At 71.8% G+C, this 23,640-nt stretch carries 21 protein-coding genes; 5 read left to right on the top strand and 16 right to left on the bottom strand.

Annotation, left to right across the window (positions count from 1 at the left end; genetic code table 11):
* The first annotated feature begins 2 nt into the window (after window positions 1-2).
* A complete protein-coding gene (gene fmdA, locus HNP44_RS09365; protein ID WP_259139982.1) occupies window positions 3-1,259 on the top strand; it encodes a formamidase in 1,257 nt (418 codons plus the stop codon).
* An 83-nt stretch (window positions 1,260-1,342) separates the two neighbouring features.
* Here the strand turns inward: fmdA and HNP44_RS09370 are convergent, their stop codons facing one another.
* From HNP44_RS09370 to rimP, 9 genes are all read right to left on the bottom strand, one after another.
* Window positions 1,343-1,777, bottom strand: a complete 435-nt coding sequence (locus HNP44_RS09370) for a hypothetical protein (protein ID WP_259139981.1) — start codon at window positions 1,775-1,777, stop codon at window positions 1,343-1,345.
* A gap of 41 nt (window positions 1,778-1,818) precedes the next feature.
* Window positions 1,819-3,174 carry an MATE family efflux transporter gene (locus HNP44_RS09375; protein WP_259139980.1) on the bottom strand — a complete coding sequence of 452 codons (1,356 nt, stop codon included), beginning with the start codon at window positions 3,172-3,174 and terminating at the stop codon, window positions 1,819-1,821.
* Between the two features lie 20 nt (window positions 3,175-3,194).
* Window positions 3,195-4,139 (bottom strand): DHH family phosphoesterase, encoded by a 945-nt coding sequence (locus HNP44_RS09380; protein ID WP_259139978.1) that lies wholly within the window; start codon window positions 4,137-4,139, stop codon window positions 3,195-3,197.
* A complete protein-coding gene (gene rbfA / locus HNP44_RS09385) occupies window positions 4,136-4,603 on the bottom strand; it encodes a 30S ribosome-binding factor RbfA (RefSeq protein ID WP_224649685.1) in 468 nt (155 codons plus the stop codon). Before rbfA ends, HNP44_RS09380 begins: the two co-directional genes overlap by 4 nt.
* A 136-nt stretch (window positions 4,604-4,739) precedes the next feature.
* Window positions 4,740-5,030 carry a DUF503 domain-containing protein gene (locus HNP44_RS09390; RefSeq protein ID WP_259140279.1) on the bottom strand — a complete coding sequence of 97 codons (291 nt, stop codon included), beginning with the start codon at window positions 5,028-5,030 and terminating at the stop codon, window positions 4,740-4,742.
* Window positions 5,031-5,112: 82 nt separating this feature from the next.
* A complete protein-coding gene (gene infB, locus HNP44_RS09395; RefSeq protein ID WP_259139976.1) occupies window positions 5,113-7,935 on the bottom strand; it encodes a translation initiation factor IF-2 in 2,823 nt (940 codons plus the stop codon).
* 173 nt (window positions 7,936-8,108) lie between these two features.
* Window positions 8,109-8,378: a YlxR family protein gene (locus HNP44_RS09400; RefSeq protein ID WP_374758760.1), complete on the bottom strand. Its 270-nt coding sequence runs from the start codon at window positions 8,376-8,378 to the stop codon at window positions 8,109-8,111.
* The gene (nusA, locus tag HNP44_RS09405; protein ID WP_259139973.1) at window positions 8,375-9,376 is read right to left on the bottom strand and encodes a transcription termination factor NusA; all 1,002 of its coding nucleotides are present in this window, start codon (window positions 9,374-9,376) and stop codon (window positions 8,375-8,377) included. The genes HNP44_RS09400 and nusA overlap by 4 nt, the downstream gene beginning before the upstream one ends.
* Complete coding sequence (gene rimP / locus HNP44_RS09410; RefSeq protein ID WP_259139972.1) at window positions 9,377-9,961, bottom strand: ribosome maturation factor RimP; 585 nt, start codon at window positions 9,959-9,961, stop codon at window positions 9,377-9,379.
* Between the two features lie 88 nt (window positions 9,962-10,049).
* Between rimP and HNP44_RS09415 the strand changes: the two genes are divergently transcribed.
* From HNP44_RS09415 to HNP44_RS09425, 3 genes are read left to right on the top strand one after another with little or no spacing between them, the layout of a single operon-like run.
* The gene (locus HNP44_RS09415; protein ID WP_259139970.1) at window positions 10,050-10,553 is read left to right on the top strand and encodes a hypothetical protein; all 504 of its coding nucleotides are present in this window, start codon (window positions 10,050-10,052) and stop codon (window positions 10,551-10,553) included.
* Entirely contained in the window at window positions 10,550-10,984 is a 435-nt protein-coding gene (locus HNP44_RS09420; RefSeq protein ID WP_259139969.1) for a ferritin-like domain-containing protein, read from the top strand. Before HNP44_RS09415 ends, HNP44_RS09420 begins: the two co-directional genes overlap by 4 nt.
* Window positions 10,985-11,015: 31 nt before the next feature.
* Window positions 11,016-11,813, top strand: coding sequence for a DUF4190 domain-containing protein (locus HNP44_RS09425; RefSeq protein WP_259139968.1), 798 nt, complete (start codon window positions 11,016-11,018; stop codon window positions 11,811-11,813).
* 71 nt (window positions 11,814-11,884) lie between these two features.
* Here the strand turns inward: HNP44_RS09425 and HNP44_RS09430 are convergent, their stop codons facing one another.
* Entirely contained in the window at window positions 11,885-13,642 is a 1,758-nt protein-coding gene (locus HNP44_RS09430; protein ID WP_259139967.1) for a proline--tRNA ligase, read from the bottom strand.
* Window positions 13,643-13,667: 25 nt separating this feature from the next.
* Between HNP44_RS09430 and yaaA the strand changes: the two genes are divergently transcribed.
* The gene (gene yaaA / locus HNP44_RS09435; RefSeq protein ID WP_259139966.1) at window positions 13,668-14,414 is read left to right on the top strand and encodes a peroxide stress protein YaaA; all 747 of its coding nucleotides are present in this window, start codon (window positions 13,668-13,670) and stop codon (window positions 14,412-14,414) included.
* A 17-nt stretch (window positions 14,415-14,431) separates the two neighbouring features.
* Here the strand turns inward: yaaA and HNP44_RS09440 are convergent, their stop codons facing one another.
* From HNP44_RS09440 to cobO, 6 genes are all read right to left on the bottom strand, one after another.
* Window positions 14,432-16,831 (bottom strand): MDR family MFS transporter, encoded by a 2,400-nt coding sequence (locus HNP44_RS09440; protein ID WP_310437668.1) that lies wholly within the window; start codon window positions 16,829-16,831, stop codon window positions 14,432-14,434.
* 210 nt (window positions 16,832-17,041) lie between these two features.
* Window positions 17,042-19,372, bottom strand: a complete 2,331-nt coding sequence (locus HNP44_RS09445; RefSeq protein ID WP_259139964.1) for an MFS transporter — start codon at window positions 19,370-19,372, stop codon at window positions 17,042-17,044.
* Between the two features lie 220 nt (window positions 19,373-19,592).
* Entirely contained in the window at window positions 19,593-20,810 is a 1,218-nt protein-coding gene (cobA, locus tag HNP44_RS09450) for a uroporphyrinogen-III C-methyltransferase (RefSeq protein WP_259139963.1), read from the bottom strand.
* Window positions 20,811-20,840: 30 nt separating this feature from the next.
* Window positions 20,841-21,440, bottom strand: a complete 600-nt coding sequence (locus HNP44_RS09455) for a DUF4822 domain-containing protein (RefSeq protein WP_259139962.1) — start codon at window positions 21,438-21,440, stop codon at window positions 20,841-20,843.
* A 63-nt stretch (window positions 21,441-21,503) separates the two neighbouring features.
* On the bottom strand, window positions 21,504-22,853 hold the full coding sequence (locus HNP44_RS09460) for a cobyrinate a,c-diamide synthase (RefSeq protein ID WP_259139961.1): 1,350 nt from the start codon (window positions 22,851-22,853) through the stop codon (window positions 21,504-21,506).
* Between the two features lie 117 nt (window positions 22,854-22,970).
* Window positions 22,971-23,588: a cob(I)yrinic acid a,c-diamide adenosyltransferase gene (gene cobO, locus HNP44_RS09465; RefSeq protein ID WP_259139960.1), complete on the bottom strand. Its 618-nt coding sequence runs from the start codon at window positions 23,586-23,588 to the stop codon at window positions 22,971-22,973.
* Window positions 23,589-23,640 lie beyond the last annotated feature (52 nt).

Here is a 23,640-nt window from a genome sequence, read left to right on the forward strand (position 1 = left end):
CCATGCCAGAGGTCGTATTCCCACTCGATTCCTCGAAGAAGTTCACCGATCAGGAGAAGATCGGCCACAACCGCTGGCACTACGCCATCCCGCCGGCGGTCACCGTCAAACCGGGTGACACCTTCCGGGTGCACTGCCGGGAGTGGTTCGACGGGGCCATCCACAACGACGACTCGGCCGAGGACATCCTCCATGCGCCGCTGACGACGGTGCACACGCTGTCCGGGCCGATCGCCGTCGAGGGCGCGAAGCCGGGCGACCTGCTCATCGTGGACATCGTGGACGTGGGTCCGATCCCCCAGGAGGACAGTGGCCCGCTCGCCGGGCAGGGCTGGGGCTACACCGGCATCTTCGCCAAGGAGAACGGCGGCGGCTTCCTCACCGACCAGTTCCCCGATGCGTACAAGGCGATCTGGGACTTCACCGGGCACACCGCCACCTCGCGGCACGTGCCGCACGTGAGCTTCACCGGGATCATCCACCCGGGCCTCATGGGCACGGCGCCATCGAAGGACCTGCTGGCCCGCTGGAACGCCCGCGAGGCCGCGTTGATCGCGACCGACCCGGACCGCGTGCCGCCCCTGGCACTGCCGCCCGAGCCGAACGACGCCGTCCTCGGCAGCCTCACCGGCGACGCCTTCACCGCGGCCGCGGCGGAGGCCGCCCGCACCGCACCGCCCCGCGAGAACGGCGGCAACCAGGACATCAAGAACCTGACCCGCGGCACCCGCGTCTTCTACCCGGTGTTCGTGGACGGCGCGAACCTGTCGGTCGGCGACCTGCACTTCAGCCAGGGCGACGGCGAGATCACCTTCTGCGGCGCCATCGAGATGGGCGGCTTCATCGACCTACACGTCGACATCATCTCCGGCGGGATGGAGACCTACGGCGTCAGCGAGAACGCCATCTTCCTACCCGGCGGCGACGTGGGCCCGCGGTACGAGCAGTTCCTCGCCTTCTCCGGGACGTCGGTGACCCTCGACGGCGAGCAGCGGTACCTGGACTCGCACCTGTCGTACCAGCGTGCCTGCCTGCACGCGATCGACTACCTCACCAAGTTCGGCTACAGCCCGGAGCAGGCATACCTCTTGCTCGGTGCAGCACCGATCGAGGGCCGTCTGTCCGGCGTCGTCGACATCCCGAACTCCTGTGCCACGGTGTACATCCCGACATCGATCTTCGACTTCGACGTGACGCCGGGCAAGGACGGCCCGGTGCAGATCGATCCCGGTCAAGGTGCGCCGCGCGCGTCGCGCTGATCCACCCCGAGCCCCCGGCACCGGGTGCGCGGCCACGGCGAACCGCCGCCCGCGCACCGGGGCCGAGGCGTACCGGGCCGGGATCAGCGCGGGAAGGGCAAGCCCGGGGGGATGGTGATCGTGCGCGGCGCGCCCGGCGGCAGGTCGATCCCGGGCGGGATGACCACGGTCGTCGGGTACGGCTGGGTGGTCGTCGGGGCAACGGCCGTCGTCGTCTCCGCCGTCGGGTAGGTCGTGGTGGGCGCGACGTACGGTGTGCCGCCCGCGGGCGGCTGCTGGGTGGCCGTCGGGGCCGGCGCCGTGGTCGTGGTCGCCGGCGAGGTCGAGACGGAGGCGGACGCGCCGGACGACGGGCGCGCGGGCGCGCTCTGCGCCGCCGAGGGATTCACGGTGAAGGAGGGAACCGACCCGGGATCCGACGGGGCGCAGGCAACCGCCGCGCCGCACGCCGCGAGGACTGCCGCACCGGCGAGGGCCTTGCGGAACGCGGCCGTGTTCGTGATCACAGTGAATGCCATATGCGCTATCCGATCGTATTCGGCGCCGCATTGCAAGCCGATCAGGCCGGCGCGGTGCCCACCCGTTCCCACCGGTGCCCCTGGAACCGGACGACCACGGCGGCGCAGCGGAGCACCATGAACGCCGCCAGGCCGGACCAGATCCCGGCCAGGCCCCAGCCGAAGGCGTACGAGAGCCAGATCAGCGGCAGGAAGCCGACGAGCGCCGCAGCCATCGTCGCGGATCGGAGGTATGCGGCATCCGCGGCGCCGAGCAGCACCCCGTCGAGCGCGAAGACCACGCCCGCGACGGGGATCATCCCGACGAGGAACCACCACGGCACGGTGAGGGCGTCGAGCACCGCGGCGTCGGCGGTGAAGAGCCTGGGGAGGGTGCCCTGCAGCGCGGCGAGGGCCGCGGCGATCACGACCGCGAAGACCGTGGACCACGCGGTGACCCGGCGGCCCAGAGACCGCGCCGCGCCGGTGTTCCCCGCCCCGAGGGCGGCGCCGACGAGCGTCTGCGCCGCGATGGCCAGGGAGTCCAGCACGAGCGCCACGAAGTTCCACAGCTGCATCGCGATCTGGTGTGCGCCCACGTACTGCGCGCCCGCCCGCGCGGCCACCGCGCCCGCGGAGACGAAGCAGATCTGGAAGGAGAGGCTCCGCACGATCAGGTCGCGCCCCAGCACCAGCTGCGCGCGCACCAGGTCGAGGCGCGGCCGCAGCGCCGCGACGGTGCCTCCGCCGCCCGCCCGGGCCGCGCGCACGACGGCCCCGAGGAAGAGCACGCCGCTCACGATCTGCCCGGCCAGGTTCGCCCACGCTGAGCCGACGAGGCCGAGCTCGGGCGCACCGCCCCAGCCGAAGACGAGGACGGGGCACAGCACCGTCGAGAGGCCCAGCCCGACCAGTACGAAGAGCAGGGGTGCGCGGGGCCGCTGCACGCCGCGGAGCCAACCATTGCCTGCCATCGTGATCAGGATCAGCGGGATCCCGAACGAGGCCACCCGCAGCCACGACTCGGCGGCCTCGGCGATCTCCGCGCGACCGGCGATCACGCGCGTGATCGGGCCGGCGAAACCCTGCACGAGCGCCAGCAGAACGGTGCCGACGGCGAGCGCGATCCACGTCGCCTGCACGCCCTCGACGACGGCGCCGCCAGGGTCGCCCGCACCGTACCGGCGGGCCGACCGCGACGTGGTCCCGTACGAGAGGAAGGTCAGCTGCGTCGAGACGGTCGCGAGGATCAGGCCGCCGACCGCCAGGCCGGCCAGCGGCAGCGCGCCCAGGCGGCCGATGACGGCGGTGTCCCACAGCAGGTACAGGGGCTCCGCCGCGAGTACCCCGAGGGCGGGCAGGGCCTGCCCGACAATGCGCCGGCCGAGCCCGGTGGGCACAGCGGCGGTCTCGGTCACGCAGTTCCCGTCATGCGAGATCAGACCCGGGCGAGAAAGGCGACGACCACGTCGTCGCTCGTCCCGGTGGCGGAGTAGCCCGCGGCGAGCCGGTGACCGCCACCGCCGAAGCCGCGCGCGACCTCGGAGACGTCGAGGTCGGTGCGCGCCCGCAACGACGCGGACCATTCACCGCTGTCGCTCTCCTTGAAGAGGGCAGCGACCTCGCAGTCCTCGGCAGTGCGCAGCAGGTCGATGAGCGATTCCGCGGCGTCCCAGCCGAGCGGCCCACGATCGGCCGCGCGGCACACGGCGTACACCGCGCCCCGGCCGCCGAAGGCCTCGGGCACCGCGGTCGCCGAGCCCAGCACCGCGGCGACCATGGCGAACCAGGCCCGCGGGTGGCTGTCGAGCAGGTCCCGCGACAGCGCGCGTCCCTGCGCACCCGCGGCGAGGAGCCGACCCGCCATCACATGCCCGGCGGGCGTCGCCCAGCGGAACGAGCCCGTGTCGGTGATCAGCCCCGCGTACAGGCAGTCCGCCGTCCCGGGATCCAGCTCCGCACCGAGCGCGTCGACGACCGCGAGCACGAGTTCTGTCGTACAGTTCGCGGCGGGGTCGATCAGGTCGACGGAGCCGAATCCGGTGTTCGTCGCGTGGTGGTCGATGACGACCCGGACGGGGTGGCCGTGGAAGGACTCCTCGAGCCCCGCGAGTCGCTCGGCGCTCGCGCAGTCGACCGCCACGGCGACCTCCGCATCCGCGTTCGGCGCGGTGAAGCCGTCGACGCCGGGGAGCAGACCGATCCCGGACGGCAGATCCGGACCCGGGTGGCTGACGGTGACGTGGGCGCCGCGGGCGCGCAGCACCCGCGCGAGGCCCAGTCCCGAGCCGAGAGTGTCGGCGTCGGGGCGCACGTGGCAGTACACCGCCACACTGCGCGCACCGTCCAGCGCCGCCGCGGCGGCGACGACGGCGTCGGTCACCGCTCGGCTCCGTCCGGTTCGTCGTCCGCGTCCTCATCGTCGTGCTTGTAGGGGTCCGCCTCGCCCGCGGGCTTCGCGGTGGCGGCGACGGCGGCGACGCGCTCGTCCTGCTCGCGGGCCTTGGCGAGCAGTGCCTCCATGTTCGCGACGGCGGCGGGCACCCCGTCGAGCTCGAAGCGCAAAGTGGGCGTGAACCGCACGCCCGTGCCCGCCCCCACCTTGCTACGGAGCTGCCCACGGGCCTTCTCCAGGCCGGCGGCGGCCGCCTCGTAGTCGGGCTCGACGTCGAGCGTCGGACCCATGACGGTGTAGAAGACCGTCGCATCGTGCAGGTCGTTGGTCACGCGAGTATCAGTGACGGTGACGTAGTCGAGCCGCGGATCCTTGATGTCGTGCTCGATCGCGGTCGCGACGATGGTCCCGATCCGCTTGGCGAGCCGAGCGGCCCGTGCCGGGTCAGCCATGGCCAGTCCCTCCCTTACGCGTCGAACGGTCGATCAGTGGAACGGTGTGATCAACCGATGGAACAGCGAGCATATCCCGGTGTGGGACTGCAGCGACGGCACCTGCGTCCACCACACTCAATCCCGTGCCGGGGCTTCAGTCCTCCGGCCCCCAGAGGCGCCGACGCACCGATAACAGTTCCACCTCGGGATGCCCCGCGGCGGTGCGTTCGCACCGATCGAGGACCTCTCCGACGTGGCCCGCGTCCGGACCGACCAGCCCCACGCCGATCAGAGCGCGACGGTGCAGATCCTGGTAGCCCACCTCGGCGGTGCTGACGGAGAACCGTCGCAGCTCCGCGAGGATCGGCCGGAGCACGGAACGCTTGTGCTTGAGCGAGTGCACGTCGCCCAGCAGCAGATCTATCTCAAGGACACCTGTGAACATCTGTCGGGCCACCCGGCCCAGGGGATAGTCGGGCGGGTGCGGCCGGCGCAGGTCGCGCCGGCCGCACCCGGCCGAAGGAACATCAGTCGCGCGGCTTCTCGACCAATTCGTAGGTCTCGATCACATCGCCGATCTTGATATCGGAGTACGAGAGCGTCAGACCGCATTCGTAGCCCTCGCGGACCTCGGTCGCGTCGTCCTTCTCGCGCTTGAGCGAGGTGACCGTGATGTTCTCGGCCACGACCTTCGAATCGCGGAGCAGACGCGCCTTCGCGTTGCGGCGCATGATCCCGGACTGGACCATGCAACCCGCGATGTTGCCCACCTTGGACGACTTGAAGATCGCGCGGATCTCGGCCTGGCCGAGCTCCTTCTCCTCGTACACCGGCTTGAGCATGCCCTTGAGCGCGGCCTCGACCTCGTCGATCGCCTGGTAGATCACCGAGTAGTACCGGATCTCCACGCCCTCGCGGTTGGCGAGCTCGGTGGCCTTGCCCTCGGCCCGCACGTTGAAGGCGATGATGATCGCGTTCGACGCCGACGCCAGGTTGATGTTGGTCTCGGTGACGCCACCGACACCGCGATCGATGACCCGCAGCTGCACCTCGTCGTCGATCTCGATCCCCAGCAGTGCCTCCTCGAGCGCCTCCACGGTGCCCGAGTTGTCGCCCTTGAGGATGAGGTTGAGCTGGCTGGTCTCCTTCAGCGCGGCATCCAGATCCTCCAGCGAGACGCGCTTGCGCGACTTGGCCGCCAGCGCGTTGCGCTTGCGCGCCGCGCGCCGGTCGGCGATCTGCCGGGCGATCCGGTCCTCGTCGACCACGAGCAGGTTGTCGCCTGCGCCGGGCACCGAGGTGAAGCCGATGACCTGAGCGGGACGCGAAGGCAGCGCCTCCGTGATGTCGTCGCCGTTCTCGTCGACCATGCGCCGGACACGACCGTAGGCGTCGCCCGCCACGATCGAGTCGCCGACCCGCAGGGTGCCGCGCTGGATGAGCACGGTGGCCACGGGGCCGCGGCCGCGGTCGAGGTGCGCCTCGATCGCGACGCCCTGCGCGTCCATGTCGGGGTTCGCCCGCAGGTCCAGCGAGGCGTCGGCCGTCAGCAGCACCGCTTCGAGCAGCGCCTCGACGTTCGTGCCCTGCTTCGCGGAGATGTCGACGAACATCGTGTCGCCGCCGTACTCCTCGGGGATCAGGCCGTACTCGGTGAGCTGGCCGCGGATCTTCTCCGGCTGCGCGCCCTCCTTGTCGATCTTGTTCACCGCCACGACGATCGGCACGTCGGCCGCCTGCGCGTGGTTGATGGCCTCCACCGTCTGCGGCATGACGCCGTCGTCGGCCGCGACCACGAGGATCGCGAGGTCGGTGGCCTTCGCACCACGGGCACGCATGGCGGTGAACGCCTCGTGACCCGGGGTGTCGATGAACGTGATCAGGCGCTCGTTGCCGTCGAGCTCGGTGAGCACCTGGTAGGCACCGATGTGCTGCGTGATGCCGCCGGCCTCGCCCTCGCGGACGTTGGCCTTACGGATCGTGTCCAGCAGTCGGGTCTTACCGTGATCGACGTGGCCCATGACGGTGACCACCGGCGGGCGCTGCTCGAGGTCGTCCTCGTCGCCCTCGTCCTCGCCGTAGGTGAGGTCGAAGCTGTCGAGCAGCTCGCGGTCCTCGTCCTCGGGGCTGACGACCTGGACGACGTAGTTCATCTCCTCGCCCAGCAGCACGAGGGTCTCCTCGTTCACCGACTGGGTGGCGGTGACCATCTCGCCCAGGTTGAACAGCGCCTGGACCAGCGACGCCGGGTTGGCGTCGATCTTCTCGGCGAAGTCGCTCAGCGACGCGCCGCGGGCGAGACGGATCGTCTCACCGCCGCCACGTGGCAACCGGACGCCACCGGCGATCGGCGCTTGCATGCTTTCGTACTCGGCGCGTTTCGCCCGCTTCGACTTGCGGCCACGACGCGGGGCGCCACCGGGACGACCGAAGGCACCCGCGGTGCCGCCGGGACGGCCACGGCCGCCGCCACCGGGACGACCGCGGAAACCGCCCGCGGGAGCACCGGTGCCTGCACCGGCACCGCCGCCGGGCCCACCGCGGTAGCCGCCGCCACCGCCGCCGGGACGACCGCCGGGCCCACCACGGCCACCGGGGCCGGGACGGCCCTGCGCCGCCGGACGCGCAGCGCGCGAGGGCATGGCACCGGGGTTCGGGCGCGGAGGCATGCTGCCGGGGGTCGGACGCGGGCCGCCGGGACCGGCCGCGGGGCGACCGCCCTGGGGACGGGGTCCGCCCTGGCCGGGAGCCGGACGCGCGCCGCCCTGCGGACGGGGACCGCCCTGGCCGGGAGCCGGACGCGCGCCGCCCTGCGGACGCGGACCACCGGGGCCCGGCTGCGGACGCGGCGCACGCTCGACGGGAGCCTGCGAGGAGAACGGGTTGTTGCCCACCTTCGGGGTGCGCGGGCCGGGCTTGGGGCCGGCCGGGCGCGGGCCCGGACGTGCCGCCGGCGCGGCGGGCGCCGCTGCCTCGGGCGCCGACGGTGCGGCGCTCGCGGCGGGAGCCGCCGGTGCGACGGGCTCCGGGGTGGGCTCGGGCGCGGCCGGTGCCGCAGGACGCGGGCCGGGTCGAGCCGAGGCCGGACGGGGTGCATCCGCGGCGGGCGCCGCGGGCGCGGGGGTGCTCGCGGCCGCAGGGCCGGGCTTCTTCGCCGGGGCGGGCCCCGGCTTGGCGCCGCCGTCGGACTTGGGTCCGTACGACTCGCGCAGGCGCCGCGCGACGGGGGCTTCCACCGTCGACGACGCGGACTTCACGAACTCGCCCTGCTCACTGAGCCGTGCGAGAACTTCCTTACTGGTGACACCGAGCTCTTTAGCCAACTCGTGCACGCGGGCCTTGCCTGCCACTCTTCTCCTCAAATGTGAGGTCGAGGGCATCACTGGTCCCGCCGACCTCGGTTAGTTACTCCGATTGCCGTTCATCGCTGGTGCTTCACGGTGTGCTCATGTGTTCAGCTCGATTCCTTCATCTCCGAGTAGGTGGGCCTTGGAAAGACCTACCCTCTTCAGACCGCTCATCATCATAGCGCGTCCTGGCAAGTCGTTTCGCCGAGGGAGTCGTCGAGCGAACCGGAGACCCGCAACGCTCGGCGGAACGCGTTCCGCTTGCGCGCGAGCTCGCGACACGACGGATCGTCGTGCAGCCACGCTCCCCGGCCCGGCAGGCGGCGCCGCGCGTCCACCACGACGGTCCGCGCACCGTCGACCGCGGCGGGCGCAACCACCCTGATCAACTCGCCCGCAGGCGCGCGGCGCCGGCACCCGATGCAGGTCCGGACCGGTGAGCTCACTTCGGTTCGGTGCTCTCCGCGTCGGACCTGATGTCGATCCGCCAGCCGGTGAGCCGGGCCGCGAGGCGCGCGTTCTGGCCCTCCTTGCCGATCGCGAGCGAGAGCTTGAAGTCGGGGACCACCACGCGGGCGGCTTTCTCCTTGGAGTCGACAATGGTGACGGACACCACCGACGACGGCGACAGGGCGTTACCGACGAAGACCGCGGGGTCGTCGTCGTAGGAGATGATGTCGATCTTCTCGCCCTCGAGGTCGCTCATCACGTTCCGGACGCGCTGGCCCATCGGGCCGATGCAGGCGCCCTTGGCGTTGAGGCCCGCGACCGAGGTGCGCACCGCGATCTTCGAGCGGTGGCCGGCCTCGCGGGCCACCGAGGTGATCTCCACGCTGCCGTCGGCGATCTCCGGCACCTCGAGAGCGAAGAGCTTCTTCACCAGGTTCGGGTGGGTGCGCGACAGGGTGATCTGCGTGCCCCGCTGGCCGCGGCTCACGCCGACGACGTAGAACTTCATCCGGTCGCCGTGGGTGTAGGACTCCCCCGGCACCTGCTCGGCGGGCGGCAACAGGCCCTCGTGGCCCTCGCGCTCGCCGCCGATGCGGACGACGACGAAACCGCGGGCCGCGGCGCGGGCATCGGCCTGCACCACACCGGAGACGACCTCGCCCTCGTAGACGGCGAACTCGCCGAAGGTGCGGTCGTTCTCGGCGTCACGCAGGCGCTGCGTGATGAGCTGGCGCGCCGAGTCCGCGGCGATGCGCCCGAAGCCCTCGGGGGTGTCGTCCCACTCGGTGATGATGTTGCCGTCCGCGTCGACCTCCTGCGCCAGCACCTTGACCTCACCGGTGCGGCGGTTGACGTCGATCCGGGCGTGCGGCTGATGCCCCTCGGTGTGCTTGTACGCGGTGAGGAGGGCCACCTGGATCGCGTCGATCACGGTGTCGACCGAGATGTCCTTCTCCGCCTCGATCGCCCGCAGGGTCGCCATGTCGATGTTCATCTAGTCCTCTTCTTCTCCGGCGTCGTCGCCTGTCAGATCTGCGGGCTCGGCACCGGGGAGCACCCGTCCCGGGGTGATGCCGGAGAGCTCGAGCTCCACGGGGTTGGGCTTGCGGAACTCCACCCGCGCCGCGGCGGCCGCCACGTCGGCGAGCGGGATGTCCCGGGTCGTCGGAGCGCGCCCCTTCGCCCCGGGCAAGACGACGGTGACCGTCGCACCGCCGTCCGCGAGTGGTCCGATCCGGGCCAGCAGGTTCGTGCCGTCGGCCAGCTCGATCGCGGCCTGCCGGCCCCGGGCACGGCGCCAGTGGCGGAGTTCGGTGAGCGGGCGCTCCGCGCCCGGCGTGGTGACCTCGAGAGTGAACGCCTGGGCGCCGAAGACGTCGTCCGCATCGTCGACCGCTGCGGAGAGCGTCCGGGCGACCACTGCCAGCTCGTCGAGAGTGGGGCCCGCGTCGCTGTCCACGACGACCGCGATGGAGGACTTGGTGCCCGCATTGTTGATCTTGACCCGCTCGAGGTCGAGCCCGGCCGCGTCCAGGTGAGGCGCGATCACGGCCTTCACCGCCGATTCGTCGTAAGCCATACGCGCCTCCCTGTGAAATTGTCACCGGACGTGCCCGGTGTCGAACGCTGCGGCCAGTGTACCCGGGCGCGCCGTTAGACTCGCCCCCGTGATCGCCCTACCCCCGCGCCGCGGCATCGACCGACGCACCGCCCTCACGTCCGTCCTCCTCGCGGGCGGCGCGCTCGCGGGCGGGGCGGCACTGACGGGGTGCAGGACGCCCGCGGACCGCGCCGGCGACCCGCAGGCCGTACGGCTGCAGGCGGCCGCCGCGCAGGCCCAGGCCGACGCGGACGCCGCCCGCGGCCTGGCCGTGTTGGACGGCGCCACCGGACCGCAGCTGCGGCTCATCGCCGATCAGCGCGGGCAGCACGCGTCGGCGCTGGCCGACGAGCTGTCGCGGTATGTCGAGCGCCCCACCTCGGTCACCGCCGCACCGTCGTCGACCCCGGCGGCCTCGTCGCCGCTGACCCGGGCCTCGCTGCACGCCCAGCTCACCCGCTCGGCGAAGGACGCGGCCGACGCGGCCGTCGCCGCGTCCGGCTATCAGGCCGCCCTGCTCGGCTCCGTCGCAGCCGCGACCCGCGTACACGCGGAGGTGGTGCTCGCATGACCCCGGCCCAGGACGCCGTGGCCGCCGCCGTCCGGTCCGAGCACGCCGCCGTCTACTTGTACGGCCTCATCGAGGCCTACGCCGCGCCCACTCGCAAGGCGGAGATCGCAACCTACGCCGCTGAGCACCGCGCGCAGCGCGACGCCCTCGCACGGGTGCTCAGCTCGGCCGGGGTCGAGGTGCCCGTCGCCGCGCCCGCGTACACGCCGCCGGAGCCGGTCACCGACCCCGTCAGCGCCGCGAAGGTCGCCGCCGCCGTGGAGGACGACGCCGCGGCCGCGCACCGCAACCTCCTGTCCCGGGCCGACGGTGACGGGATCCGGCACCTCGGCGTCACGGGCCTCGGCGGGGCCGCGGTCCGCGGGGCCCGCTGGCGGGTGGCGCTCGGGGCCTCCCCCGTGACCACCCCGTTCCCCGGCATCCGCACCTGACGTTCCGTTTGCGTGCCTTTACACTCGGGGAATGACGTCCAGTGATCCCCAGCAGCCCGGCGACGGGACCTACGACCCGACTGCGATCCGCCCGGTAGAGCCGACCGCGTCCGCGCCCGACCTGACGAAGCGCGACGGCGATCCGAACGTCAGCGGCGATCCCGACGCCGCGACCACGGTGCACCACACCGCACAGCCGGATCCCTATGCCGCGCCGTCGGCGTACACCCCGCCTGTGGACCCCTACGCGGCACCGGCCGATCCGTACGCCGCGCAGCAGAACCCGTACGCCGCGCCTGCGGACCCGTACGCAGCGCAGAATCCGTACGCGGCGCCCGCCGCAGATCCGTACGCCGCGCCGCCGCAGTACCCGGGGCAGCCGCAGTACGGCCAGCAGCCGTACGGACAGCAGCAGTACGGGCAGCAGCAGTACGGGCAGCAGCAGTACGGGCAGCAGCAGTACGGGCAGCAGGGCTTCCCGGCCTACCCGGGCCAGAACGTTCCCGGCTACCCCGCCCAGGGTTACGGCCAGACGGCCGGCACCAACAGCCTGGCGGTCGCCGCCTTGGTGTGCGGCATCCTCTCCTTCCCACTGGGCTGCGCGTACGGCCTCGGCATCGCGACGGCCATCGCCGCGGTGGTCCTGGGCATCATCGGGATGAAGCAGGTCAAGGTATCCGGCCAGAGCGGGCACGGGATGGCGTTGGCGGGGGTCATCCTCGGTGGCGTCTACATCGCCCTGTTCATCATCGCGATCATCATCATCGTCGTGGTCGCCGCCAACGGAGGGTTCGACAGCAGCTACTCGCTGCTCTCACTGTTGTCCTGAGCCGACCCCCGCTACGCAGGAACCCCCGCACCGGATGGTGCGGGGGTTCCTGCGTCCGTGCTCAATGACCGTCAGCGTGCGGCGGCGGTGATCTCAGCGGCGGCGTCGGCGACGGGGATCTCCCGCGACTCGCCGGTAAGGCGGTCACGGAGCTCGACGACACCGTCGGCCCAGCCTCGGCCGACCACGACGACGGTCGGAACACCGACCAGCTCGGAGTCCTTGAACTTGATGCCGGGCGAAGCCTTGCGGTCGTCGAGCAGCACCTGCAGGCCGGCGGCGTCGAGCTCGGCGGCCAACGACTCGGCACCGGTCCAGGCGCCCTCGTCCTTGTTCGCGATGACCACGTGTACGTCGAAGGGCGCGATCCCCTTGGGCCAGCGCAGGCCCTTATCGTCGTGCTGCTGCTCGGCGATGACGGCGACGAGGCGCGAGACTCCGACGCCGTAGGAGCCCTGGGTGAGGCGCACGGGCTTGCCGTTCTCGCCGAGCACGTCGACCTCGAAGGCGTCGGTGTACTTGCGACCCAGCTGGAAGATGTGGCCGATCTCGATGCCTCGCGCCGACTGCAGGACGCCCCGGCCATCGGGCGAGGCATCGCCGTCGCGAACCTCGGCGGCCTCGATAGTGCCGTCGGGCGTGAAATCGCGGCCCGCGGTGAGGTTCACCACGTGCTGCCCCTGCGCGTCGGCTCCGGTGATCCAGGCGGTGCCGGTCACCACGCGCGGGTCGACGAGGTAGCGGACCTCATTCTCCAGCAGCGCCTTCGGGCCGATGTAGCCCTTGACGAGGAACGGGTACTTCGCGAAGTCCTCGGCCTCGATGAGCGCCACCTCGGTGGGTTCGAGGGATGCCTCGAGGCGCTTGAAGTCGACCTCGCGGTCGCCGGGCACGCCGACGCCGAGAAGCTCCCAGTCGCCGCCCGGGGCACGGGTCTTGACCATGACGTTCTTGAGGGTGTCCGCCGCGACGACCTCACGGCCGAGGACGGAGGCACCGTCGGCGGCCCCGTTGGCCCAGGCGACGAGCGTGTCGATGGTGGGCGTTCCGGGGGTGTCGAAGACCTGCGCGGCGGGCAGCCCGTCGAGCGGGATCGCGGGCGGCGCAGGCGTGATCACGGCCTCGACGTTCGCGGCGTAGTCCGACTCGGTCGAGTGCACGTAGGTGTCCTCTCCGACGGGGCTCACCGCGAGGAATTCCTCGGAGGCGCTGCCGCCCATGGCACCGGAGGTTGCCGAGACGATGACGTGCTCGACGTTCAGGCGCGCGAAGATCCGCTGGTAGGCGGCGCGGTGCTGGGCGTACGCCGCGGACAGCCCCTCGTCGGAGGTGTCGAAGCTGTAGCTGTCCTTCATGACGAACTCGCGGCCGCGAAGGATGCCCGCGCGGGGCCGCTCCTCGTCGCGGTACTTGGTCTGGATCTGGTACAGGATGACCGGCAGGTCCTTGTACGAGTTGTATTCGCCCTTCACGGTGAGGGCGAAGATCTCCTCGTGGGTGGGGCCGAGCATCATGTCGGCGCCCTTGCGGTCCTTCAGGCGGAACAGTCCGTCGCCGTACTCGGTCCACCGGTTGGTGCTCTCGTAGGGCTCGCGCGGAAGCAGCGCGGGCAGCAGGATCTCCTGGCCGCCGATGGCGTTCATCTCCTCGCGGACGACCTGCTCGACGTTTCGCAGCACCCGCAGGCCCAGCGGCAGCCAGGAGTAGACGCCGGGCGCGATGCGCCGCACGTAGCCGGCGCGGACGAGCAGCTTGTGGCTGGGGACCTCCGCGTCCGCGGGGTCGTCGCGGAGCGTGCGCAGGAACAGCTGGGAGAATCGGGTGATCACGACGCCACAGCTTAGTGTGTCCGGTGTGCTGATCCTGCTTCCCCCGTCCGAAACCAAAGCCGGCGGCGGCTCGGGCGCGCCGCTCGACCTGGGCGCGCTGACCTTCCCGTCACTCACCGCGACCCGCGAGCGCCTCCTGGAGGCGCTCGTCGCCGTCTCGCAGGACGACGGTGTGGCCCGGGCCGCGCTGGGGCTCTCGGACGGGCAGACCGACGAGCTGGAACGCAACCGCGCGTTGCGCACGGCGGCCACCCGGCCCGCGATCGAGCAGTACACGGGGGTGCTCTACGACGCGCTCGACGTACGCGGGTTGACCAAGGCGCAACGCGCGAAGGCCGATGCTCGCCTCGCCGTGGGCTCGGCGCTGTTCGGCGCGGTGGGGGCGCGGGACCCGATCCCCGCGTATCGGCTCTCGTCGGGCTCGAAGCTGCCCGGCCTGGGCACGCTGGCCGCCGCCTGGAAGCCGGACCTGGCGGACGCCCTCGCCGCCACCGACCGCGGCCTCGTCGTGGACCTGCGGTCTGGCGGCTACGCGGCGCTGGGACGGGTGCCGGGGGCGGTGACCGCCACCGTCGTGACCGAGAAGGCCGACGGCTCGCGGTCCGTGGTCTCGCACTTCAACAAGCACCACAAGGGACTGCTGGCCCGGGCGCTCGTGGTCAGCCGCGCCGAACCCGGGGATGCGCGGGCCGTGGTGAAGGTGGCCGAGAAGGCCGGCCTGCGCGCGGAACTCTCGTCGCCGACCGAGGTCACGATCGTCACCGCGGGCTGACTGGAGTCCAGCGGCGTCTAGTCCTCGTCGAGGCGGTGCCGCCGGGCGCGGCTGACGCGCTCGGCCTGCGCCGAGGCCTCGGGGTGGTGCATGGCGTCGGGCTCGGGCAGCGCGTGCCGGCCGCCGTTCGACGGGGTGTCCGACTGCGGCGCGGCGGGTGGACGCTGGATCGGCGCGCTGGGCCGCTGCACGGGGTCGCTCAGCCGCGGCCCGGGGCCGCCGGGCTGCGGCGGGGCCTGCCGGCCGGGGCGCTGGATCGCTCCACTGGGCCGCTGCAGCGGCGGGCTGGCCTGCCCCGGAGGTCCGGGCACCGGCCCGCTCGGGCGCGGCATCTGTCCGCTCGGGCGCTGGATCGGGGCGCTAGGACGGTGCATCTGCCCACTCGGGCGCTGGATCGGGGTGCTCGGACGCTGCCGGCCCTGCGGGGGCTGAACCGGGGGCCGGTACTGCGGGTCCGCCGCCGGGCGCGGAGGCTGCGGCGGACGTGGCTGGCCGGTGCTCTCGCGCTGGATCGGGCCCGAGGGCCGGGCGACGCCGGCGAGGCCCTCGCCGGACTGCGCAGTGCGGGGCAGCGGATCGCTGGGGTGCGAATACGCCTGCTGCGGCTGCTGCGCGACCGGGGCCGCCTGCGGCGGCTGCGTGGCCGGACGGTGCTGGAGGGGCTGCTGCACCGGCTGCTGCCCCGTGGCCTGCGGGCGCTTGATCGCACGGAACCGGTCCGTGAAGTACACCGGCTCCGGGTCCCCGGGCCGCTCGTTGTACGCCCGGTCGAAGTCCTCGCGGCGCACCGCCGGGAACGAGCCGGACGTGACGTCGCCCTCGAGGGGCTCCCAGTCGTCGTCGACATCGTCATCATCCTCGAAGGCCTGCGCCGGGAAGGACGTGGACGGGATCGATCCGCCGGACTTGCTCGACTCCTGGGCGGCCTGCCCCTCGGCGACCTCTTCCGGGGTGAACCGCATGAAGGGCACCACGACGAGGCCGGCGAGGATGAGGATCGCGGCACACGCGATGAACGCCAGGCCGTATCCGGACGCCAGCGCGCTGCGCTGCGCGTCGTCGAGCATCTCGTGGGTGATCTCGCCCTTCGTCGGTCCGCCCTCCTTCATGATCCGGGAGGTCACCAGCACCTGCACGGACGCGAGACCGACGATGCCGCCGATGTTCTGGCACACCTCGACGAGCGCGGACATCGGCCCGGTCTCGGACGGACGCACACCGGCCAAGGCACAGATCGGCAACGGGATCATCGCGAAGCCCACGCCCAGCCCGATGAGGAACACGGGCAGCCCGATGTACGGGAAATAGCTGACCGCGGACGGATCCTTGGTCATGAGCGTCGGCACGTAGATGCACGGCAGGAAGACGATGACGCCGCCGATGGCGACCAGCCAGCGCGCCTGGATCTTCAGGGCGAGTTTGGACGAGATGGGTGCGGCGATGCCCATGCCCACGGCGAACGGAATCAGGGCCAGACCGGACTGCAGTGGGGTGTATCCGAGTACCTGCTGGAAGGTGAGCGCCACGTAGAAGCCGAGCGTCGGGATGAGCGCACCGCACACGAGGATGGCGACCATCGCCGCCACGCGGTTGCGGTTGTGGAACAGCGAGAACGGCAGAATCGGATTCTTCGCAGTGCGCTCCACCACGAGGAACGCGACAAGGCACACGGCGCTCACGGCAGCCGCGACGTAGATGGTCGCCCCCTGCCAGTGCGACTCCGGGCCCATCGTCAGGGCGTAGACGCCGGCGACGCAGCCCGCCACGGCGAGGAAGGCCCCCTTGATGTCGAGGGCGTGGCGTCGCTCCGAGGTCGACTCCTCCAGGGCGATCACCGCGCCGATGACGCACACGATGCCCACCGGGACGTTGATCCAGAAGACGAAACGCCAGTCCCAGGTGGCGAGGAGGCCGCCGGCGACGAGGCCCGACACGGATCCGAGCCCGGCCATCGCGCCGAAGATGGCGAAGGCCTGGTTGCGCGCCTTACCGGGGGCGAAGGTGGTGGCGATCAGCGCCAGCGCGGTGGGACAGGCAATTGCCGCGAAGAGCCCCTGCCCGGCGCGCGCGACGAGCAGCCACGCCTCGTTGGTGGCGAAACCGGTCAACAGCGATGCGAGGGTGAATCCCGCGACGCCGAGGATGAACATCCGTTTGCGCCCGAAGGTATCGCCGAGGCGGCCGCCGAGCAGCATGAAACCGCCGAAAGTGACCGCGTAGGCGCCGAACACCCAGATCTTCGCGGCATCCGACAGGTGCATCGCGTCCTGGATCCGCGGCAGCGCGACGAAGACCACGGTGCCGTCGAGGACCGCGAGGAACATCATGCCGGAGAGGACGACGATGGCGACACCGAGAGCGCTGCCCTTGACGCGGTACGTCTGCGCCGGGGCCCCCGGGGCCATCGCTGAGGTCATGGAGACCGAGGCTACCGGCTGAGAGAAGTCGCGAAGAAATCGCTCACGCAGGTTTTCAGGTCGCGTCGCCCGAGCAGACTCCCCAATGCGTGCACTCAGCAATCAACGTGGGGGCGCTTTTCGCAGACCAGAGACGGTATCGGGCGGAATCGGGCGTAACGTCCGCCGCGCTCGATCACCTCTCGCGCGACACGCCGGGCGCGAGAGTCCTCAGTCCTCGCGACGGTGCCGGCGAGCGCGGCTCACACGATCGGCCTGCTGCGTCCGCTCAGCGTGATGCATGCCGTCGGACTCGGGGGCTGCGTGCCGGCCTCCGCGCGCACCGGCAGCGACGCCCTCGAACTGCGACTCCGGCCGGGCTGCATCAGGGCGCTGTGCGGGACCACCGGACCGCGGCTCCGACGGGTCCGCACGGTACTGCTGCGGCGCCGGGCGCGGGGGACGATAGTCGGGGACGGACGCCCGGGGCGCCGGCGGCACCGGCGGGCGCGGGAGGTCGACGCTCTCGCGCTGGATCGGGCCGGACGGGCGGGCGATGCCGGCGAGACCGTCACCCGGACGGGCGAGGGGACGCGGGAGCGGATCGCTGGGGTGCGAGTACGCCTGCTGCGGGGCAGTCGGAGCCGGGCGAGTCAGCGGGCCGCTCGGCTGCGAGTAAGCCTGCTGCGGGGCCGTCGGCTGCGGGCGCTGCTGCGGCCGAGCAACGGGGACCTGCTGCGTCGGGGGCTGCGGAGCTACGGGCTGCGGGGCGGCGTTCGGCGGGCCCGGCTGGACCCCGAGGCCGGCGAGGGGCGAGGCCGACTCGTCCATGTCGGCTCGCTTGATGGCCCGGAAACGGTCCGTGAAGTACACCGGCTCGGGATCACCGGGCCGCTCGTTGTAGGCGCGGTCCACGTCCTCGCGGCGGATCGCGGCGAAGGAGCCCGACGTGACGTCGCCCTCGAGGGGCTCCCAGTCGTCGTCGACGTCGTCGTCATCGTCCTCGAAGGCCTGGGCCGGGAAGGACGTGGACGGGATGGCGCCGCCGGACTCGCTCGATTCCTTGGCGGCCTGCCCCTCTGCGATCTCCTCCGGGGTGAAGCGCATGAACGGGACCACGACGAGGCCGGCGAGGATGAGGATCGCGGCGCACGCGATGAACGCCAGGCCGTAGCCGGAGGCCAGGGCGTGGATCTGGTTGCCGGTCAGTGAGTCGTGGCGCAGGTGCCCAGTGGTGGGGCCGCCCTCGGCCATGATCCGCGAGGTCACGACGACCTGCACCGAGGCGAGGCCGATGATGCCGCCGAGGTTCTGCGCGACCTCGATGAGCGCGGTCAGCGGCCCGATCTCCGACGGGCGCACGCCGGCGACCGCACCGAGCGGTAGCGGCACGACGGCCATCCCCACGCCGACGCCGATGAGGAACACCGGGATCGCGATCTGCGGAAAGTAGTCGATGGTGGCCGGGGCCTTACTCATCAGGGTCGGGACGTAGAGGCAGGGCAGGAACACGATGAGACCGCCGAAGGCGACCAGCCACCGGGCCTGGAAGCGGCGGACGAGCGAGGCGCTGATCGCGACCGCGATACCGAAGCCGACGGCGAAAGGCAGTAGTGCGAGCCCCGACTGGAAGGGGGTGTAGCCGAGGACCAGCTGGAAGGTCAGCGCGACGTAGAAGCCGAGCGTCGGGATCAGGGCGCCGCAGACCAGGATCGCGAGCATCGCCGCGACGCGGTTGCGGTTGTTGAACAGCGAGAAGGGCAGGATCGGGTTCTTGGCGGTGCGCTCGACCCACAGGAACAGGACCAGGCAGATCGCGCTGACCACGGCGGCGACGTAGACCGACGTGCTCTGCCAGTGCGCCTCGGGCCCCGCGGTGAGGGCGTAGACGCCGGTCACGCAGCCCGCGACCGCGAGCGCGGCGCCCTTGACGTCGAGGGCGTGCCGCCGCTCGGCCACCGCCTCGTCGAGGGTGAACCAGCCACCGATGGCGCAGGCGATGCCGACGGGGACGTTGATCCAGAAGATGAGGCGCCAGTCGACGGTGGCAAGCAGGCCGCCGGCGACGAGCCCGGCGATGGAGCCGAGGCCGGCCATGGCACCGAAGACGGCGAAGGCCTGGTTACGGGCCTTGCCCGGCGCGAAGGTGGTGGCGATGAGCGCGAGCGCGGTGGGGCCGGCGATCGCGGCGAACAGGCCCTGGCCGACGCGCGCGGCCAGCAGCCACGCCTCATTGGTCGCGAATCCCGCCAGCGCGGACGCCACCGTGAAGCCGACGACGCCCAGCAAGAACATCTTCTTGCGGCCGAAGGTGTCGCCGAGGCGGCCGCCGAGGAGGAGGAATCCGCCGAAGGTCAGCGCGTAGGCGCCGAAGACCCAGACTTTGGTGGCGTCCGAGAGTCCGAGGGCGTCCTGGATCTCCGGCATCGCCACGAACACGACGGTGCCGTCGAGCACCGAGAGGAAGATCATCCCGCACAGAACGAGGATCGGGATGCCGATGGCGCTGCCCTTGACGCGGTACGTCTGCGCCGGGCTGGAGGGCGCCATCGTGGAAGTCATGATGCCCGAGGCTACCGACTCCCCCGGCCGATCCGGAAGTCGAGAACGGTAACAATTGTGACGAGAGTTACTGAAGTGGTAGATCTAGCCTCGGCTGAATTCCCTCGAATCGGACGATTCACGCAGCCCAGGGTGCTGTTCCCCGGTCCGATCGAGGTTTTCCGAATGGGGGCGTCACAGGGTGACGACACGCGCGAAAACCCACACCCGGGGATGCGGCTCAGTCGCCCAGCGCTGCCGTGAACCCGGCCGTGGCGCCCACGACGAGCACGGCGGGCGGCACGACGCCCGCGGCGTCCGCATCCGCCGCGATGGTGGCGAGCGTGCCACGGACGGTGCGCTGCCCGCCGGTCGTCGCGTTCTCGACCACCGCGGCCGGCGTCTCGGCGGGCCGTCCACCCGCGATCAGCGCCTCGGCGATCGCGGCGAGCCGCTCCACCGCCATGAGCACCACGACGGTGCCGCGCAGTCGGCCGAGCGCGTCCCAGTCGACGAGGCTCTCAGGATGCCCCGGCGCGACATGGCCGGAGACGACCACGAACTCGTGCGTGACGCCGCGGTGCGTCACGGGGATTCCCGCCGCCGACGGCGCAGCGATCGAGCTGGTGATGCCCGGGACCACGGTGACAGGGATGCCTTCGGCGGCGAGCGCCTCGAGCTCCTCGAAGCCGCGGCCGAAGACGTAGGGGTCGCCGCCCTTGAGGCGGACGACGAACTTGCCCTCACGGGCCCGATCGATGAGGACCTGGTTGATGGCCTGCTGGGCCATGGCACGCCCGTAAGGCACCTTCGCGGCGTCGATGACCTCGACGTGGGGCGCGAGCTCGGCGAGCAACCGAGGCGGGGCCAGGCGATCGGCGACCACCACGTCGGCCAGGCCGAGCAGGGCCCGGCCGCGCACGGTGATGAGGTCCGGATCGCCCGGTCCCCCGCCGACGAGGGCCACGCCCTCGGGCTTGTGGGTGGGCCGGGCGGCCTCGTCGCCGGTCAGGACGGCGCGCAGGCTGTCGCGGACGGCTGCGGACCGTCGGTGATCCCCGGATGCCAGTACGCCCACCTGCAGCCCGTCCGTGGCGACGGTGGCGGGGGTGACGGCGGTGCCCTCGCGGGCGAGGTCGACGCGGACGCAGAAGGTGCGCTGCACCTCGGCCTCGGCGACGACGGCGGCGTTGACCGCGGGGTCGTTCGTGGCGGCGAGGGCGTACCAGGCCCCCAGGAGATCGCCGGAGGCGTACTCGCGGCGGTGCCAGACGATGCCGGGCGTCGACTCGACGGCGGGCGTGGCCTCGGGCGCGATGATGTGGACGTCCGCGCCGGCGGCGAGGAGGACGGGCAGTCGGCGCTGGACGACGGTGCCGGCCCCCACGACGACGACACGGCGCCCTCGCAGATCCAGACCGACGAGGTAGGGATCGTGCGGGGCGCCGTGGCTGTTCATTCCGCTCAGCTTAGTGAGCGGCTTCCGTCACTATGCGCGCGGCTCGGCGTGCTTGGTGGCGGTGTGCACGATGTCGTAGTACACGGCCTTGGTGGAGGCCTCGGGGTACACGCGGTACGTGAACTCCTTCTCGGTGAGGGTCACGATCTCGACGGTGCGCTTGTACTGCACGCTGCCATCGGCGTTCTTGGCGACGATGGTGCGGGTCTTGCCATCGGCGGAGACGGTCCAGTCGCCCTTGCCCTTGGCGCTGTCGTCCAGGTTGTAGAGGGTGAAGGTGCCGTCCTTCTTGAAGTACGCCCAGCCGACGTAGTTCTTGACGTTCTTGTCGGTCAGCGCGACCTTGTCGCCCTTGGCGTCCTTGGCCGAGGTGGTCTCCCACGCGGTCGAGGCGAGGATCGCGCTCGGGGTGCCGGCCTTGACCGGGGTGAGCTTCGAGGCGGAGGGCTTGGCCGACGCGCTCGCCGAGGCGCTGGTCGAGGGCTTGGCGGAGGGCTTCGCCGACGCGCTGGCCTTGGCGGAGGAGGAGGGCGATCCGGGTGCGGCGTAGGAGCCGGCGGCGCAGGCGGAGGTGGCGACCACGGCGGCGGCGGCGAAGGTGACGGAGACGAGCTTGATCGACTTGTGCATGAGGCTTTTGTACAGGAAGCTCTCAGCCCGCGCGAGGCCCTCGCTCAGGATGAGACATATTCCTCAAACAACCGCCCTGACCAGCCGTTCTGCCACCTGTGGATATCCAGCAGGGTGCACATGCAAATACGAAGAGTGCAGAGCGGGCGACAGATACCCGTCGGTGGTAGCGACCCCCTCACCGTCGCGCCATCCCCACGCCGGCGAGGCGCCCGGGGCGAGTGCGGTGCGATGGAATTCGTGCCCCGCCACACGCTCGCCGGGCTCGAACAGCGGGCTCGCGCCGAGGGCGACGGCGTCGCGGTAGCCGAGCGTCAGGCGCCGGGTGAAGGTCGCGGCACCCGGCACGATCCCGCACATCGGCACCCCGTCGAGCGATTCCGCGAGGTAGAGCTGCCCCGCGCACTCGGCGTGGATCACGCCCCCGGCGCCGACCAGCGCACGCAGCTGGTCGCGCAGCGCCGTGTTCGCCGACAGTGTCTGCGCGTACACCTCGGGAAAGCCGCCCGGGAGCACCACGGCGGCGGCGCCGCCGGGCAGTTCGTCGCTGAGTGGGTCGAAGCGCTCGACCCGCGCGCCGGCGGCGCGGAGCATCTCCTCGTGCTCGGCGTAGCCGAAGCTGAACGCCGGGCCGCCGGCCAGCGCGACCACCGGCTCGCCCGCGCGTGCCACTTCGTCCGTCGGTGACCACACGGGCCCGTCCGCGACCGGCCGGGCCAGCGCGCGGATCCGCTCGACGTCGACGTGCTGCTCCACCAGCTCGGTCATCGCGGCGACCGCGGCGACGGCCTCGGCGCCCCGCTCCGCGGCCGGGATGAGGCCGAGGTGCCGCGCCGGCACCTCCAGCGCCGCGGCGCCGGGGACCGCGCCGACCGCCTCCAGGCCCGCGTGCGCGCAGGCGTCGCGCAGGACCCGCTCGTGCCGGGGGCTCGAGACGCGGTTGAGGATCACGCCGGCGAGCGCGATACCCGGCCGATAGGTGGCGAACCCGGCGAGCAGCGCGGCGAGGGACTGCGAGTGCCCACGGGCGTCGACGACCAGTAGCACCGGGGCGCCGAGGATCTGCGCGACGTCCGCGGTGGAGCCGATGCCCTCGGTGGCCGCGCCGCCGGGGCCGTCGACGATGCGTCCGTCGAACAGGCCCATCACGCCCTCGACGACCGCGATGTCGGCGTCGCGCGAGCCGTGCCGGTACAGCGGCGCGATGCGCTGCTCCCCGCAGAGGATCGCGTCGAGGTTGCGGCCGGCCCGACCGGTCGCGAGGGCGTGGTAGCCGGGATCGATGTAGTCGGGGCCCACCTTGAACGGCGCGACGGTGCCGGTGCGCGCCAGCGCGCCCATCAGCCCCGTCGCGATGGTCGTCTTGCCGCTGCCCGACGCGGGCGCCGCGATGACGACCGCGGGCGCTACCACTCGATCCCCCTGCTCTCCCCGACCACCGCACCTCCCGGGATCCCGGAGCCGTTCCTCACCACTCGATCCCCCTGCTCTCCCCGACCACCGCACCTCCCGGGATCCCGGAGCCGTTCCTCACCACTCGATCCCCCTCTGCCCCTTCCTCCCCGCATCCATCGGGTGCTTGATCTTGGTCATCTCGGTGACCAGGTCGGCGGCGTCCATGAGCGACTGCGGCGCATCACGGCCGGTGATGACTACGTGCTGGTTCCCAGGCCGGTTCACCAGGGTCTCGACAACCTCGTCGACGTCGATCCAGCCCCACTTGAGCGGGTAGGTGAACTCGTCGAGCACATAGAAGCGGTGCTGCTCGGCGCCGAGTCGGCGGGCGATCTCCCGCCACCCGTCGCGGGCGGCCTCGGCGTGATCCTGCTCGGCGTCCTCGTCACGGCGCAGCCAGGACCAGCCCTGCCCCATCTTGTGCCACTGCACCGGCCCGCCGGCTCCGGTGCGCTCGTGCAGCTCGTTCAGTGCGAGCATGGTCTGCTCCTCGCCGACCTTCCACTTCGCGCTCTTGACGAACTGGAAGACACCGATGTCGAAGCCCTGGTTCCACGCGCGCATGGCCATGCCGAACGCGGCCGTCGACTTCCCCTTGCCCGGGCCGGTGTGAACGGCGAGCAGCGCCTGGTTGCGGCGCTGCCGGGTGGTCAGGCCGTCCTGCGGCACCGATTCGACCTTGCCCTGCGGCATCGAAGACTCCTCACTGAGTTGCGGGTTCTCCGGGACTCCACGACCAGATCTC

The organism is Tsukamurella ocularis (assembly GCF_024807615.1).
In the GTDB taxonomy this organism is placed as follows: domain Bacteria; phylum Actinomycetota; class Actinomycetes; order Mycobacteriales; family Mycobacteriaceae; genus Tsukamurella; species Tsukamurella ocularis.

Excerpts from the sequence above, each read along its gene's own strand:
- fmdA (WP_259139982.1), top strand. The coding sequence starts at position 3 with ATGCCAGAGGTCGTATTCCCACTCGATTCCTCGAAGAAGTTCACCGAT.
- HNP44_RS09370 (WP_259139981.1), bottom strand. The coding sequence starts at position 1,777 with ATGGCATTCACTGTGATCACGAACACGGCCGCGTTCCGCAAGGCCCTC.
- rbfA (WP_224649685.1), bottom strand. The coding sequence starts at position 4,603 with ATGGCTGACCCGGCACGGGCCGCTCGGCTCGCCAAGCGGATCGGGACC.
- HNP44_RS09390 (WP_259140279.1), bottom strand. The coding sequence starts at position 5,030 with ATGTTCACAGGTGTCCTTGAGATAGATCTGCTGCTGGGCGACGTGCAC.
- nusA (WP_259139973.1), bottom strand. The coding sequence starts at position 9,376 with ATGAACATCGACATGGCGACCCTGCGGGCGATCGAGGCGGAGAAGGAC.
- rimP (WP_259139972.1), bottom strand. The coding sequence starts at position 9,961 with ATGGCTTACGACGAATCGGCGGTGAAGGCCGTGATCGCGCCTCACCTG.
- HNP44_RS09420 (WP_259139969.1), top strand. The coding sequence starts at position 10,550 with ATGACCCCGGCCCAGGACGCCGTGGCCGCCGCCGTCCGGTCCGAGCAC.
- HNP44_RS09425 (WP_259139968.1), top strand. The coding sequence starts at position 11,016 with ATGACGTCCAGTGATCCCCAGCAGCCCGGCGACGGGACCTACGACCCG.
- HNP44_RS09440 (WP_310437668.1), bottom strand. The coding sequence starts at position 16,831 with ATGACCTCAGCGATGGCCCCGGGGGCCCCGGCGCAGACGTACCGCGTC.
- HNP44_RS09445 (WP_259139964.1), bottom strand. The coding sequence starts at position 19,372 with ATGACTTCCACGATGGCGCCCTCCAGCCCGGCGCAGACGTACCGCGTC.
- cobA (WP_259139963.1), bottom strand. The coding sequence starts at position 20,810 with ATGAACAGCCACGGCGCCCCGCACGATCCCTACCTCGTCGGTCTGGAT.
- HNP44_RS09455 (WP_259139962.1), bottom strand. The coding sequence starts at position 21,440 with ATGCACAAGTCGATCAAGCTCGTCTCCGTCACCTTCGCCGCCGCCGCC.
- cobO (WP_259139960.1), bottom strand. The coding sequence starts at position 23,588 with ATGCCGCAGGGCAAGGTCGAATCGGTGCCGCAGGACGGCCTGACCACC.